The organism is Mucilaginibacter litoreus (assembly GCF_042676805.1).
GTDB lineage: Bacteria > Bacteroidota > Bacteroidia > Sphingobacteriales > Sphingobacteriaceae > Mucilaginibacter > Mucilaginibacter litoreus.
In genome coordinates, this window is record NZ_JBHTHZ010000005.1 from 399,575 (window position 1) to 415,509 (window position 15,935).

General features: G+C 41.4%; 9 protein-coding genes. 1 reads left to right on the forward strand and 8 read right to left on the reverse strand.

From position 1 onward, the window contains the following. Positions 1-83: 83 nt before the first annotated feature. Positions 84-1,034: an ion channel gene (locus ACFQZX_RS09880; protein ID WP_377114480.1), complete on the forward strand. Its 951-nt coding sequence runs from the start codon at positions 84-86 to the stop codon at positions 1,032-1,034. Between the two features lie 11 nt (positions 1,035-1,045). Here the strand turns inward: ACFQZX_RS09880 and ACFQZX_RS09885 are convergent, their stop codons facing one another. The 8 genes from ACFQZX_RS09885 to ACFQZX_RS09920 form a co-directional block, all read right to left on the reverse strand. Continuing rightward, positions 1,046-1,861: an SDR family oxidoreductase gene (locus tag ACFQZX_RS09885; protein ID WP_377114483.1), complete on the reverse strand. Its 816-nt coding sequence runs from the start codon at positions 1,859-1,861 to the stop codon at positions 1,046-1,048. After that, positions 1,845-2,684: a glycosyltransferase family 2 protein gene (locus ACFQZX_RS09890; RefSeq protein ID WP_377114486.1), complete on the reverse strand. Its 840-nt coding sequence runs from the start codon at positions 2,682-2,684 to the stop codon at positions 1,845-1,847. Before ACFQZX_RS09890 ends, ACFQZX_RS09885 begins: the two co-directional genes overlap by 17 nt. Before the next feature lie 5 nt (positions 2,685-2,689). Then, entirely contained in the window at positions 2,690-3,304 is a 615-nt protein-coding gene (gene recR, locus ACFQZX_RS09895; RefSeq protein ID WP_377114489.1) for a recombination mediator RecR, read from the reverse strand. Positions 3,305-3,541: 237 nt separating this feature from the next. Next, on the reverse strand, positions 3,542-5,908 hold the full coding sequence (locus tag ACFQZX_RS09900) for an ABC transporter permease (RefSeq protein WP_377114492.1): 2,367 nt from the start codon (positions 5,906-5,908) through the stop codon (positions 3,542-3,544). A gap of 135 nt (positions 5,909-6,043) precedes the next feature. Further along, positions 6,044-8,500 carry an ABC transporter permease gene (locus ACFQZX_RS09905; protein ID WP_377114495.1) on the reverse strand — a complete coding sequence of 819 codons (2,457 nt, stop codon included), beginning with the start codon at positions 8,498-8,500 and terminating at the stop codon, positions 6,044-6,046. 33 nt (positions 8,501-8,533) lie between these two features. Next, on the reverse strand, positions 8,534-10,945 hold the full coding sequence (locus ACFQZX_RS09910) for an ABC transporter permease (protein WP_377114498.1): 2,412 nt from the start codon (positions 10,943-10,945) through the stop codon (positions 8,534-8,536). A 15-nt stretch (positions 10,946-10,960) separates the two neighbouring features. Beyond that, entirely contained in the window at positions 10,961-13,384 is a 2,424-nt protein-coding gene (locus ACFQZX_RS09915) for an ABC transporter permease (RefSeq protein ID WP_377114501.1), read from the reverse strand. Positions 13,385-13,441: 57 nt separating this feature from the next. Next, positions 13,442-15,865: an ABC transporter permease gene (locus ACFQZX_RS09920; RefSeq protein WP_377114503.1), complete on the reverse strand. Its 2,424-nt coding sequence runs from the start codon at positions 15,863-15,865 to the stop codon at positions 13,442-13,444. Positions 15,866-15,935 lie beyond the last annotated feature (70 nt).

The window sequence follows — 15,935 nt, forward strand, 5'->3', positions numbered from 1 at the left end:
ATTAATGATTTATTACTGATCAAATGCATACGCTATTGGTAAAACAGCTCATTAACATACCTTAATCACACTTATCGGTTTACATGTCTATACGCACACAAAAAATTAATCCAGAGAACGACCTTGGTTTTGGGCCTCAACCTGTTATTAAAAATCAACCCCTACTCAATAAAGATGGATCAGTAAATATTAAGCGTCGCGGATTATCAAGGTTCAATACAGCCGATACTTACCATACGCTGATCACCATGAGCTGGAGCAAATTCTGGGTGGTTGTACTTAGCGGTTACTTATTTACAAATCTTGTGTTTGCTACGGCTTATGTCGTCATTGGCAAAGAAAGCCTTGATGGAACATCCGCACATAATGGTATGAGCCATTATTTAGATGCATTCTTTTTTTCGGCCCAAACTATTTCAACCGTAGGTTATGGTCATATCAACCCCAAGGGTGTTGTGGCAAACAGTATAGCGGCCTTTGAGTCCATGCTCGGTTTGCTTGCGTTTGCGTTGGCTACAGGTTTGCTTTACGGCCGGTTCTCCAAACCATCGGCTAAGATAATTTATAGCGAGAATATTTTGGTTGCACCCTATCGTGATGGTGGAAAGGGGTTGATGTTCAGATTAGCAAACATGCGTAAAAATGTGCTGATAGACTTATTTGTGGAGGTGGTTTTTTCTTATAATGAAGTGGTTGATGGCAAACCGGTACGCCGTTTTTTTCCGCTAACGCTCGAGCGAAAAAACGTCAGTTTGCTAACGCTGAACTGGACGGTGGTGCATCCGTTGGATGAAAACAGCCCCCTTGTGGATATGACCAATGAAGAGTTGATCCGCAATGAAGCAGGATTCTCTGTTTTACTTAAAGCTTTCGATGACACCTTTTCACAGACGGTTCATTCGCGCACTGCTTATACCGCCGCTGACTTGGTGTGGAATGCCAGATTTATGCCGATGTTTAGCCGAGACGAGGATGGACGCATAGTTTTATACCTGGACAAGCTTAACGAATTTGAAAAATCAGACCATGTTTAGCTGCTGAAACGCTACTTCAATAATGAGTTACGTTCTTTTGCAAACAGATTATAAACCTGCTTATCTAAAAAAGACGGCCATAGCTTACTTAAAAGTACAGTAAGCTTTCCCTGAAATGTCATGGTAAGCGTGCGTTTGCGCTGTTCTATGCCATTAGCTATAATGCGGGCAACCTCCTCAGCGGTCATCATCTTATTTTCTTCGAGTGTACTTTCGCCTTGAGAGACACCATCTTTGTTCAAGGCCGTATTCCGGATGTTAGATGCTGTAAAGCCAGGGCAGGCTACCATAATGTGTACACCTGTTTTTAAATTTTCAACCCTTAAAGCATCCATAAATCCATTCACAGCAAATTTTGAAGCCGAGTATCCTGTACGTCCAGGCAAGCCCTTGTAACCTGCAATGGATGATACCGCTACAATACTGCCTTGGGTTTTGACAATCTCAGGCAGTGCATATTTGGTGCAGTACACCGTTCCCCAAAAGTTAACATCCATTAACTTTTTCAAAACATCTACATCAGCATCATTAAATAGCGCCCGCATAGATATACCTGCATTGTTTACCAATACATCCACACGTCCAAAAGTTATAAGGCTTTGTTTGATCAATAAATGGCAGTCATCTTCAACTGTTACATCGCATTGTACGGCAACGGCTTTTATGCCGTGTTGCTTTTCAATGTCCTGCGTTATTTGGCATAAAGTAACATATTGCCTTGCACCAAGGATGAGGTTTGCTCCACGAGATGCCAATTCATAAGCAAGTGCTTTACCGATGCCAGATGAAGCACCTGTGATGATGACTACTTTATCTTTCAACTTCATATTTAGGCGTAAATAGTTGCGGTACGCCCGGTAATTTTAGTTGAGGCATTTTGAACAGATATTTTGCCGCGAATATAACCATAGCACCATAAAAGTGCTTAATATATTCCCAGGTTATTTTGGGGGCAGACTGCTTATTGAAATTGAGTATATAAGTCCTTGGATAGTAGTAGTTTTTATAGCCGGCAAGTCGGATCCTTAAAGAAAGGTCTATATCGTGCCCGAACATCACAAAACGCTCATCTATACCGTCCACCTGTTTTACTGCCTGCCGACGCAAAGCCATAAAGGCGCCGTTAACAACATCTACTTCGGTAATGGCAAATTCCTCCTCACGCATCCAGTTATCATTGTTTTTATACAGGCGCGATTTTGGAAAGTATTTGGCAAGACCGGTCAGTTTTAGCAAAGTGCTCCAGGGTTTTGTAAAACCCGTGCGCGACTCTGACAGGAACCTTCCCTGCGGCGATAACATACGGACGCCTACTGTCCCGGCATCTTTATGGCTATCCATAAATTCCAAGACCTGCTCAACTGTTTTTTTGCTGATTATTGTATCCGCATTGACCAGTAAAACATACTCTCCGGTTGCTACATCAAGACCCTGATTGCGGGATCTGGCAATGCCAATTCTTTCGGTATTTGCAATAACTTTCGCTTCTGCAAATTCTTCTTTAAGCATAGCCATTGATCTGTCTGTAGAGGCGTCGTCAACCACAATCAGTTCAGAATTAATTTCATGGCAAGCCCTATTTAAAGTAAGTAATGATTGCCTAAGCAAATCGCACATGTTGTAACTAACTACAATAACGGAAAGTTTCATAAGCGTCAGGATAATGAATTTTCGTATGGTACACGGGTAACAATAGATCGGCCTAAAGTTATTTCGTCTACATACTCTAATTCACCCCCAAAAGCTATGCCACGGGCAATGGTTGATATATTTACAGTAAATTGTTTTAAGCGTTTGTGCAGGTAAAAAATCGTGGTATCCCCTTCCATAGTAGCGCTCAGGGCAAATATCACTTCTTTCACAATACCATCGCTTAACCTTTCCACAAGGGTGTCCACTTCCAGGTCGGCGGGGCCGATACCATCCATGGGTGATATTAATCCGCCAAGCACATGGTAAACACCATTATATTGATTAGTATTCTCAATGGCCATCACATCGCGGGTATCTTCCACCACGCAAATAAGGCTTTTATCGCGCCGTGGGGATGAGCAGATCTCGCAAACAGCACTATCTGATATATTATGGCAAACCTGGCAAAACTGAATCTCGTTACGCAGCCTGCTAATAGCGCCGCTGAATTTTTGTACCTCTTCAACATCACGGTTCAATAAATGCAATACCAGGCGCAAAGCCGTTTTTTGCCCTACTCCCGGCAGTTTAGAAAATTCTGCAACAGCATCCTCCAACAACTTCGACGAAAAATTCATAATGCGAAATTACGGTTTTATAAGCTTGCTTTATAGCCCAACTTAGCATAACCCATAACGTGTTCACGAACACACAAGTGAACATCGTGAACATCAATAAAGTACTGATAATCAGACATTTTATTTTTTATAATATTTTGTATCCAAAAAATAAAAATAACCTATAACACTGATTAACAAAAGCTTAACATAAAACCCAGTATTCACGAACAGCAGCAAAATGAACGCTCGTGGACATTATTCGCTTCTTAAATTATTTACCGGGTTAGCATACCCCGCTTTTATGGCTTGCCAGCTAACGGCCAGCAGGCATATCGTAACACTTGCTATCAACGTAAACACATAAGCACCGAATGTTATTGAAGTATGGTAGGTGTAACCCGAAAGCCAGTTATTTATATAATACAAACTAATGGCCGAGCCGATAACGAAAGAAACCAAAATCAGGATCACAAACTCTTTTGAGAGTTTGAACCATATACCGGTTACACTCGCCCCCAATACTTTGCGTATACTGATCTCCTTACGCCTGCGTTCGGCTGAGAATGAGGCGAGGCCGAATAACCCCAAACAGGATATGATAACCGCCAGGCAGGTAAACGTTACCGCCATTGAACCTAAAACCTGCTCGCTTTGAAATTTTTTGTCGAAGTTTTCATCTGTAAAAGTGTATTCAAACGGATAGGCAGGATTATATTTTTTATATAACTGGTTAAGTAACGCAATGCTATTAGATGCAGATAATTGCGGGTTTAAACGTAACCCGATATTCCCCGACCAACCGGCTACAAAACCGATAATGGTTGGTTTAACCGGTTCGTAAGGCGATCCCCATACAAAATTGTCTACTACACCTATAACTGTACGTTCAGCGCCCATCCATTTGATGACCTTCCCTATCGGGTCCTTAAAACGCATCAACTTCACCGCAGCTTTATTAAGGATAACGGCGGTAGAGTCCGACGGTCGCCCTGTATCAAAATCCCGCCCCTCTACAATCTTTAATTGATAGGTATTAACAAAATGATGCGTTACTCCAATGCAATCTATCGGCACCTTATCTTCACCAGGTAATTGGCCGGGCCAGTAATTCTTCCAGTTGGCGCTGGTGATTTTAGTGATGGGTTCAGAAATCGAGGCGCCGTCTGATATCGCTCCGGCAGCAATAGCCTCCTGTCTAAAGCTTTCAAACTTATTGTACATAGCGCCATCTACCGGCATCTCAATTAAACCGCTTTTATTGTAGCCAACGGGTTTATTTGCAATAAAGGCTATTTGCCTGTATACGGCTATACTGCCCAATATTAAACAAATGGAAAAACTGAACTGGAACACAACCAATGCCTGCCGCGGTTTAAAAGCAAATGTACTTGCCGTTAACTGGCCTTTGATAGCTTTAACTGCGTTGAAGGATGACAGATACAAGGCCGGATAACTCCCTGCAAGTGCTCCGGTTAATATGGTAACAGCCAATGCCATGCACCAGGCTGCCGGATTAAGGTAAGGTACAGACAATTGAATATGCATAGTGTTGTTAAACACCGGGGCCAACAACATCATTAAAAGTATCGATATCAAAAAAGCGAGCAGCGCCATCAACACCGATTCGGTCATGAACTGCTTTATTAAAGCAAAACGCCTTGCCCCTATTGCTTTACGTACGCCCACTTCCCGTGCCCTGCGCTCAGACCGTGTCGTAGAAAGGTTCATGAAATTGATACAGGCTATCAGCAATATGCCCACAGCCAAAAGCAGAAATAGCCGCACATAGTTAATGCTTCCACCTACGTTTACTCCATTTTTGAACTCGCCGTATAGGTGCAGCCGGTTGTATGGGTACATAAAAAGCTTGATATCTTTATCAGGCGCAAAATACTTTCCTATCAGGTTTTTGATCCTGGCGTTTGCCGATGCAACTGACGCACCTTTCTTTAATAAAACATAAGTTGCGTAAGCATAATTATCCCACCCTGTATCTTTAAGCCAGGGCTGCTGGTCCATAAAACCTTCCCATGGAATAACTGCCTGAAATTTAAAGGAGGAATTGACAGGATGATCTTTGATAACAGCGCTTACCTTCAACGGAAACTGATCATTATATCTTATTACTTCCCCTATAGGGTTTGTACTGCCAAAAATTGCTTTAGCTACAGATTGTGTAAGTATAATGGACTTTTCGTCTGTAAGCGCCGCCGCTTGATTACCTGCTACAAAATCAAAACTGAATAACCGCATTAATGACGGGTCGGCCGCCACGGTTTGTAACTTCAGGGCTTTGTTTTCATGCGCAATCAAAGCGCTCATTGCCTCGCTCATACGGGCAGCGCTTTCTACTTCGGGAAAATCTTTTTGCAATACAGCGGCAAGGGGCCGGGGTGTAATATCCTTGGTTTTTATCTCGCCATTATTTGGCTGGTTTTTAAATACCTGGTAAAGCCTATCGTTGTTGGTATGGAATCTGTCAAAACTATACTCGTTATATACATAAAGCAGCAGCATAAAACTTACCGCCATACCAATTGCAAGTCCGCTGATATTTATACATGATGATACTTTGTTATGTATGATATTTCGCCATGCTATTTTTAAGTAATTCCTGACCATCTGCTTAGGTTTACAGCTGCAATATCAACACTTTAAATATTAAAGCCTAAGCATTTAACATATCTTAACTAAACAAAAACAGCAATGCTAAAGCATTGCTGTTGAACTTATTTGGTTTTTTGGAATTTGGCGGGTTTACTCGCTTCTTAAACTCTTTACCGGATTTGAAACAGCCGCTTTTACTGTTTGCAAGCTTAAAGTACAAAGCGCTATAAACAACATCCCTGCCCCGCTAAGCGCGAATATCCACCAGCTGATGGTTGTGCGGTCGGCAAAGTTTTCCATCCATTTGTGCATGGCATAATAAGCCAGTGGTGTTACCAGTACAAAGGCCAGTACAATCAGCCAGATCAACTCTGTTGAAAGCAGTGTTACTATTTGGGTTACGGTTGCACCTAACACCTTACGCACACCAATCTCTTTGGTGCGCAGGCTGGTAGTATACATGGCCAGCCCTAACAAGCCAAGGCAGCTGATGAGTACAGATAAGCCGGTGGCCCATGATAAAAGTGTTGAGGTATGTTGCTCTTCTGTATAAAATTTAGCAATATCTTCATCGAAGAACGAGTAGTCGAACTCATCATCAGGATATACTTCTTTCCAGGCCTTTTCCATTGTGCTGATAGCAGTCTTCCATTCGTGTCCACCGGCAGTTTGCGGTTTAAGCGCTAAATGGAAGGTACGGTTATTATAGCGGGCAGGCTCTATAATAGCTAATGGCTTTATAGGCGAGCGTAATGATTTCTGATAAAAGTCGGCCATTACTCCTACTACCTGGCGCTGCTTGCTGTTGTAATCAAGTGTGATACCAACTGCGTCTGCCGGGTTTTTAAAGCCCAACGCCCGTGCGTAGGTAGCGTTAATAATGGTAGCCTTGCCTGTATCGGCCTCGGTAAGGTTTCGCCCGGCCAGGAACTTAATGCCATATACCTTGACATAATTTTCATCGCCAAACTTTTGCTGAAGATCTACCTTAACCTCTTTTTTACCGTCTTTATAAGTTACTTCTGTTGAGTGGATACCACCAGATGAAGGCGCCTCGCCACCAACAGCCATCATGCTGATCTGCGGGATAGCGCTTATTTTGTTTCTGAAAACATCTTTTTTGTCGGCGGTGCCTTTCCAGGGTGTATGAACCGTTAGTATGGCGTCTTTTTTAAAGCCAAGGTCCTTATGCAGCGCATAATAAATTTGCTTGCTTACCAGGATGGTAGCCATTATAAAGAATTGCGCAATTACAAATTGAGTAACCGTTAATGACTTTCTTAACCATGCATTTCGTGTTTTAGCGGTATTGGTACCCGCCTGATTCTTTAACACCGATACCGGTTTATATCCGGATAATACCAGGGCAGGGTAAAAGCCAGACAGTGTACTTACCACCAGCGTAAGCATTACTAAAAATAAAATGATGCCCGGGTGTATAAAATCGGCTTTAACGCCCTCGGGTATAAAATCGGCAAATAGTTTTAAGATAACCGGTGTAAGGCCTACTGATATAATAACAGCAAAAAGAGTAACCAAAAAAGTTTCGCTCATAAATTGCAGTATCAGCTGACCACGCCTGCTACCCATAGTTTTACGTATACCTATCTCTTTTGCACGCTGCGAAGCCTGGGCAGTGGTAAGATTTATAAAATTGATACAGCCCAGCAGCAATAAAAACCCTGCTATCACCAGCAAACCATACAGGGTGGTTTTGCTTGCTGTACGGGCGCCATCAAAGTTGCTGTAGTTTTGGTCGAAATGCATATCACTCAGCTTTTGCAAATGAAACTCGGTAGTGCTGCTCCTATTTTCCGGTGTTTTTGGTACACGTTTACTGCGTAATACATTAAGCTGTTTAGTTACGTTTGCCGGGGACGTATTAGCTGCAAGCTTAACCATTAGTACAGATGCAGAATTTGTACTGCCCCACTCGGTAGGCTGAAAATAATCTTTAAAAAGGCTGTTAACCTGCCCGGTGCTGTAAGAGATAAAATCATGAAAGGCAAAATCGGTATTGCCTTTCAAATCCTCCACAATACCAGTCACCGTTGTTTTAACCGAGTCTTCGTAAACAACCTGTTGTCCCAGCATTTGAGCGTATTGCATTCCAGGAAAGTACTTTTTTGCCTGGCTGGCTGTCAATACAACCTGGAACGGCTGGGCCAAAGAAGTTTTAGGCGAGCCGGCAAGCCAGTTATATTCAAACATATCAAAGTATCTGCCGTCGGTTATAGCTATGTTTTTTTCTTTTTTAAAAACTACCGGTGCGTTTGCATTGCTTTTAATTTCAACACGAGGTTCCCAAAGCGTATAAATAGGCGCCGATTTTTCAATGCCGCTTATATCAGTTTTAACTGCTTCAACCAATGGAGTGCATACTCCGCCGTTATACCCTACTTCGCCCGAAAAGGAGTATTGTGTTACTATGCGATAGATGTCTTTATCGCGCCCGTTAAACTTATTGAAAGTGAAATCAAATTGTACTATCAGGTAAATTACCAGTGCAGCGCTGATGCCTATAGATAATCCAATAATATTTATTCCTGTAAAAAATTTATGCTTCCTGAATCCGCGCAGCGCAATTTTAAAATAGTTTTTTATCATGATCGATTGTGGTTTAGTAGTTGTTTGGGGTATTCATTCGCTCCGCAGGCTTTTTACGGGGTTTGTTAAAGCGGCTTTAAACGCTTTGTATCCAACGGTAAGCCAGGCAATAATTAATGATAAACTTATAGCCGTGATGAACATCCCTATACCGGGATGTATACGATAAGTAAAATCCTGCAGCCATTGGTTCATGAAATACCATGCAAACGGCGCCGCAACGCCAAATGCAATTAAAATAAGTAAAGTAAATTCTTTAGAGAACAGGTAAACGATACTGCTTACCGATGCGCCGAGCGTTTTGCGTATACCAACCTCCTTTGTGCGCTGCATGGCCATGAAAGAGACCATGCCATATAACCCAAGGCAGGAAATGAACACCGCTATACCGGCAAAGATTTTATAAAGCTGGGATAGCTGACTTTCCTTTTTATAAAAGTTGGCTATTTTTTCATCCAGAAATTTATAGGTGTAAACATCATCCGGAAATGTTTGGTTCCAGATGTTTTGAATGGATGTAAGGGTTTGCTTCAGATTATTATCCTGAACCTTGATATTGGCAATCTCATACTGTTCTGCCCATGAAGCCATAAGCACCGGCGGTATCTGATCACGTAACGAGGTTGTGTTGAAATCTTTTACAACGCCTACTATCCGGGCTGATTTATCATCCCATACAGTAATTTTCTTGCCGATAACATCTTTGGCCTGTTTTACTCCCAGGCTTTTTACAAATGCCTCATTCACTACAAAACCGCTTATGGTATCGCTAAGATTGTAGGGCCCGCCGGCAACAAACTTGATATTGTAAATTTTATAAAATTCCGGATCGGCCCATTTTAAGGAAACCTTAAAATCTTCTTCTTCTGGTTTATCATTGTAATTAATGGTTGTACCCCAATTTTTATTATCGGAAGGACTTCCAAAGCTATAACTGATATCTTTAACACCGGGCAAAGTTAAAATACGACTGCTTAATGATTTAAGTGTGTGCCTGCTGAGGCTATCGTTAGGCAACTGAACCGTTAACATGGCATCCTTATCAAACCCAAGCGGGCTTGTCTTAAAATAATCCAACTGATTGATCACAATAATTGTTGCTATAACCAGTACCTGGGCTATACCAAATTGTAATACCACCAGGCCGCGCCTTAAAGTAATACCTTTTTTGTTGCCGGATGTCACCTTGTTTTTAAGCGCCTTTACGGGGTTATAACCCGATAACACAAGGGCCGGGTAAGTGCCCGAAAGTAAGGTTATGGAAATGGTTGCGATTACTAAAAAGCCCAGCACATTAGGGTTTTGTATAAAGTTAGCCGTAAGATCAAGCTCGAGTAACTTATTTAACCATGGCAACACAGCTATACTCAAAACAACTCCTAAAACCACTGCAAATACGGTTATAATAAATGTTTCGCTCACAAACTGCATGATGAGTGATAAACGTGCGCTACCCAAAACTTTCCTGATGCCAACTTCTTTTGAACGGTTTACTGCCTGCGCAGTAGCCATATTGATAAAGTTTACGCAGGCTATGATGATAAGGAAAATACCTATAAGCGTTAGGGTATTGATCAACTCTTTACTAAATATATGGCCATTGAAAGCACCAACCCTTACATCAAAGTGCATATCGGTAAGCTTTTGCAAAACTAAATAATCAGAAATTTTCTCATTCCCGCGTTGCGCTTTTGTAAAGCCGTTTAAAAACTTATTAAAATTTGCAGCAGTAACATTTGGCGGCAGTACAACAAAGCAGTTATGAGCGCTCATATTGCTTCCCCAGTCTGTCAATATCGGCCCCTGGTCAGTGCTTTTAAGTGTAAGATATGATGCAGCGATATCAAACGGAATATCAGTATTGCGGGGAGGATTTTTCAATACGCCAATAACCTTCAGGTTTACCTTTTTTTCGTAAGTGATGATCCTGCCGGTTGCATTATGCCAATTACCAAAGTATTTTTCGGCAATACGCTGTGATAGCAGCACCGTGTTTGGCTCTGTCAATGCTCCTTTTTTATCTCCTTCAAGCCATTCAACATTAAACATCTTAAGTATTTCTGGCTCGGCAAAATACACGTCATCATCTTTAAACTTTTTAATCTGGTGATTACGGTCATCAGTAATAGTAACGAGTGCATTTTCACCGTTGAAAATTGATGCAACCAAAGGCAATTGCGGGTAGGCTAACCTTAATGCCGGCCCTGTAGGGAACGGCACACCTTGCTTGTATTTAATACCATCCGGCGCATGTCGTTCCGTTATAACACGGTATATTTCATTTTTTCTGTCATGAAACGAATCAAAACTGGTTTCAAAGCCAATAACCAGGAAAATAAGCAAGCCAGCCGTTATTCCAATGGCTAAACCTATGATATTTATGGTAGTGTAGCTCTTATTTCTAAGCAAGCTTCGCCATGCGATCTTAATATAATTTTTAAACATTGTTGTAATAATATTCTATTCGCTTTTTAAACTTTTAACCGGATTTGTCAGCGCTGCTTTTATCGATTGGAAGCTAATGGTAGCAAAGGCGATGATTACAGCGCCTGCTGCTGCAGTGGCAATTATCCACCATTTGATACTACTATGATAAGCAAAACTATTCAACCATCCCTGCATTATATACCAGGCCAGCGGCGAAGCTATCAGTATAGCTATGATCACCAGTTTTATAAAATCGGCCGATAGCATAGTAACAATGGTTGAAACGTTTGCGCCAAGTACTTTTCTGATTCCTATTTCTTTGGTGCGCTGTTCGGCAGCATAAGCAGCCAGCCCAAATAAACCAAGGCAGGCTATAATAATGGCCATTGTGGTAAAATAAATAAAGATGGTACCTATGCGCTGTTCAGTACGGTAGGTTGCGTCAAACTCTTCATCCATAAATGAGTAATCGAATTGCAAATTTGGTGATACAGCCTGCCACTTGGCTTTTATACGGCTTATAAGGCCGCTCATATCAGCCGTTTTTACCTTTAGTGAAAGCTGACCGTGATTATCTGATAAAGTGAATACTAAGGGTGTAACGTTATCACGCAGCGAGTTAAAATTAAAATCTTTAATAACACCTACTATATGCATACGCTGCAGCTTTAATGCTTTATCATCCATAGGCAAATAAAGTTCCTTGTTTATTGGATTGGTAAAGCCTAACTGCCTTGCAGCCGACTCGTTGATAATCAGCGATAGTGAATCGGTTGTGTAATCTTTTGAAAAATTTCTGCCGGCTGTTAGCTTCATACCCATTGTTGGCACATAATCTTCATCTATTTCCCAAAGCTGGGTAGCAAGCGCTGTTTTGCTATCCCTGGCCTCGCTGGTAAAAAACGTAGTGCTGTTACGGTAACCGCCGGTTGGTGTAAAGCCTGTTAAAGATGCGCTTTTAACTTCAGGTAAGCGTAGTAGCTCCTGTTTTAAGGGTTTTACCCCTTCACCCAGATTATTGGTATTTTTTATAATTACTACCTGATCGCGGTCATAGCCCAGATTTTTACTTTGGATATACCTAAGCTGATTATAAATAACCATAGTACCTATTATCAGGAAGATGGATATACCAAATTGAAACACAACCAGAAAACTGCGTAAAAAGCCCCCTTTAAAACCAGTTGACAACTTTCCTTTCAATACATCTATCGGTTGAAACGCCGAGAGAAAAAACGCGGGATATGAGCCTGCAAGGCTTCCGATCAGAAATACGCCTGCTAACAGACAGGGTATCAACCACAACAAAGTTTGCGAGGTTAATGCAATTTCTTTACCGGATGTTTCATTAAACAGTGGCAACAACAACACTACCCCTATTACCGCGATAACGGTTGCTACAAAGGTTACGATGATAGATTCTGACAGGAATTGTGCGATTAGAAATTTCCTGGCCGAGCCCAGCACCTTGCGTACGCCCACCTCGCGCGCCCTGTTTGATGAACGCGCTGTTGACAGATTCATGAAATTAACGCAGGCAATAAGTAGTATAAAAATCGCTATAGCAGAAAAGATATATACATATTGTATATTACTGTTACTTTCCATCTCTGCAATACGGTTTGAGTATAAATGAATATCCTTCAACGGGGTAAGGTTCATTTTATAATAATTACCCCCTTTTTCAAACTGATCAAAATTTATCCTGATAGCCGCCTCCAGTTGTTTGCCAACGGTTTGCCTTGTCATTTCAGGTAACTTTGCTTCCAATTTTTCTGGACTCGCACCTGGTTTCAATAAAACATAGGTATTATAATTATTGGTTAGCCAGTTCTCTATTTTGCTATCTGCCAAACCTTCCATCGATAAGAAAAAATCGAACCTGAAATGCGATTGTTTAGGCATGTCTTTAATTACACCGGTTACCTTGTAGTTTAATGAATCGTTCATTAAAAGCATTTTGCCAACTACATTGGTGCTGTTAAAATACTTTTTTGCCACGGTCTCGTTGATTACCACCGTGTTAGGTTCCTTTAGTGCAGTATTTGGATCGCCCTGGATCATCGGCAGGGTAAACACTTTAAACAGCTCCGGATCGGCATAAACAACGCCGTGTTCCTGCACATTCTGGTCGCCTTTCCTTATCTTGTACTCTCCCCAGGTTCTCAGGCGCACCACCTTCTCAACTTCAGGAAAGTCTTTAATAAAAGTGGCCGCCAAAGGCGCCGGTGCTTCTGCAAACGACCTGGTTTGGCCGGCAAACTTTACATCATTGTTAACACGGTAAATACGGTCGGCCTTTGTATTATACCTGTCATAACTTAACTCATCAATCACATAAAAAACAATCAGCATACAAATACAAAGCCCCATTGCAAGGCCAAGCACATTAATAATTGTGAATGCCTTATTTTTTATTAAACTCCTGTAAGCTGTTTTTATATAGTTTTTGAACATGACGATAAGATTAAATGATCAGTAATTTTAAGTATTACCATTAGTTAAACAGACAGATTACTCGCTCCGTAAGCTTTTTACAGGGTTGGCCAACGCTGCTTTGATAGTTTGAAAACTTACCGTAATAAATGCAACACCAAGCGCCATCAAACCTGCAAGTGCAAATACCCACCATTGTATATCTATGCGGTAAGCAAAGCCCTGTAACCATTTATGCATGGCAAACCAGGTTAATGGCGCGGCTATAATAACCGCTAAAGCAACAAGCTTTAAAAATTGTATAGATAGCATATTGGTGATAGTGACTGAAGACGCACCCAGGACTTTACGAATACCAATTTCTTTAACGCGCTGACGTATGCTAAAAGCCGACAAGCCAAACAGCCCAAGGCTGGCAATAATTACAGCCAGTATAGCAAATGAGGTAAATATTTTTCCGGTGCGCGCCTCTGAGACATATAATTGCGCAAACTGGTCATCAAGGAAATTATAGCTGAACGGCGTACCCGGGTGAAAGCTTTCCCACTGCTGTTTAACCGCTTCTATAAGGTTATGCATATCGGCAGCCTTTACTTTTACCATCATGCTGCCGTTACTGTGGCCATAAAGCATCATTAATGGTGCTATTTTTTCTTTGGCTGATGAATAATGAAAATCCTTAACAACGCCTACAATGGTAAACTCATGCTGTCCCGAGCGCACAATGGTTTTACCTATCGGGTCGGTTTTGTCCAAACCAAGCTCTTTCACTGCACTTTCATTTACAATTACAGCTGCTGAATCTGCGGGGTATGCAGGTAAAAAGTTTCGCCCAACAGCCATTTTCATGCCCATAGTTGGCAGGTAATTTTCATCTATGTGGTAAATGTTTGCATGTACCTCGGCATGTGGTTGATTATAATTATTTGAAGATGATTTCAAAAAGATCTGGGTACCATCAGCCGTGCGGATAGGCACATCACTGGATATTGCTGCGTTAATTACACGCTTATCCTGCAATAGCTGATTGCGGAAAGGCTCCAGATTATTTTGCAGGGTATAAACATCATTCAGTACCAACACCTGGTCTTTATCATAACCCAGCTTTTTGTTTTGCATAAAGTTTAACTGCTGGTATACTATGAAAGTAGCAATGATGAACGCCGTGGAAATAGAAAACTGAAACACAATAAGGCTGTTGCGCAGCAAGCTTTTACTTGCCTTTACATCACTGCTGCTATTACCCTTTAATACGTTAAGTATTTTAAATGATGATATGAAAAACGCAGGGTAAACACCTGCTGCTAAACCTACTACAAGTGCAACCAATAATTCTATAGCAATTGCCATGTAGCTTAGGTAAAATTTAATAGATATGTTTTTACCCGCAACATCATTAAAGTATGGCAGCAGTAAATATACCATTACAACAGCCAGCACCATTGCCAGGGTAGTAAGTAGTACGGATTCTGTTAAGAATTGAGATACCAGGCTGCTTTTGAGTGAACCTAATACTTTGCGTATACCAACTTCTTTTGAGCGTTTGGCAGATGCAGCGGTAGATAAATTGGTGAAGTTTATGCCCGCAAGTACTAAAATAAATATTGCAAGCGCGCCAAATATGTAAACATAATTAATATCGCCATTAGCTTCGCGTTCGTATTTGGTGTGCGAGTATAGGTGTATATCGGTTATAGGGGTTAAAGTAAATTTAAATGTATTTACCGATTTTTGTGCCTCGGCAAGGCTTATGCCCATATCCCGCTGAATTTCCGGCACTACATATTTTGCAACTAACTGAGGGAAACGCGCTTCAAGCTTTTTAGGGTCGGCTGTTTTATTAAGCAACAGGTAGGTAAAAAAGCTAACATTGCTCCAGGTTTGGGGGCGGTTTTGTGTAAACGTGATAAGGCTCATAAAGGCATCACCATGAAAGTGTGAATTATCGGGCACTTTGTTGATTACTCCGGTTACCTTCATGGGTTGTTTTGCTACCAGCAATGTTTTACCCACAGCATTGTCTGCCCCGAAATATTTTTTAGCTAAGTCTTTTGTAATAACTATGGAGTTAGGATTGGCCAGGCAGGTGGCTGCATCACCGTCTATAAGTGGTATTGAAAACAGTTGCAGGAAATTGGCGTCTGCGCGCACAAAGTTGCTTTCTTTAAACTGTTGGTTACCATATTCAACAAATACCGGTTGATTGGGCGACATACGGGTAGATGCCTCTATTTCTGGGAAAGCGTTTTTCATGCCCTCGCCTACCGCTATATCTACTAATGGATAATTGTCAGATCCGCCATTGGCCAAAACCCCAAGGTTTACCCTGTATAATTGCTTTGAGTTGGCCGAATAAGTATCATAAGTAAGCTCCTGGTAAAGGTAACCGCTTATCAGCATACAACAGGCTAAACCTATAGCCAGCCCAAACATATTTATAAAGGAAAACACCCTGTTTTTTGTAAGGCTTCTCCATGCGATGGTTAGGTAATTCTTGATCATGCTGTTAATATCTTTAAAAAGATACCAAAACAATAATAATATGATTTTCAGGTGATTAAGTACGAATAGT

Coding starts and splice junctions, on each gene's coding strand:
- ACFQZX_RS09880 (WP_377114480.1), top strand. CDS start 84: ATGTCTATACGCACACAAAAAATTAATCCAGAGAACGACCTTGGTTTT.
- ACFQZX_RS09885 (WP_377114483.1), bottom strand. CDS start 1,861: ATGAAGTTGAAAGATAAAGTAGTCATCATCACAGGTGCTTCATCTGGC.
- ACFQZX_RS09890 (WP_377114486.1), bottom strand. CDS start 2,684: ATGAAACTTTCCGTTATTGTAGTTAGTTACAACATGTGCGATTTGCTT.
- recR (WP_377114489.1), bottom strand. CDS start 3,304: ATGAATTTTTCGTCGAAGTTGTTGGAGGATGCTGTTGCAGAATTTTCT.
- ACFQZX_RS09900 (WP_377114492.1), bottom strand. CDS start 5,908: ATGGTCAGGAATTACTTAAAAATAGCATGGCGAAATATCATACATAAC.
- ACFQZX_RS09905 (WP_377114495.1), bottom strand. CDS start 8,500: ATGATAAAAAACTATTTTAAAATTGCGCTGCGCGGATTCAGGAAGCAT.
- ACFQZX_RS09910 (WP_377114498.1), bottom strand. CDS start 10,945: ATGTTTAAAAATTATATTAAGATCGCATGGCGAAGCTTGCTTAGAAAT.
- ACFQZX_RS09915 (WP_377114501.1), bottom strand. CDS start 13,384: ATGTTCAAAAACTATATAAAAACAGCTTACAGGAGTTTAATAAAAAAT.
- ACFQZX_RS09920 (WP_377114503.1), bottom strand. CDS start 15,865: ATGATCAAGAATTACCTAACCATCGCATGGAGAAGCCTTACAAAAAAC.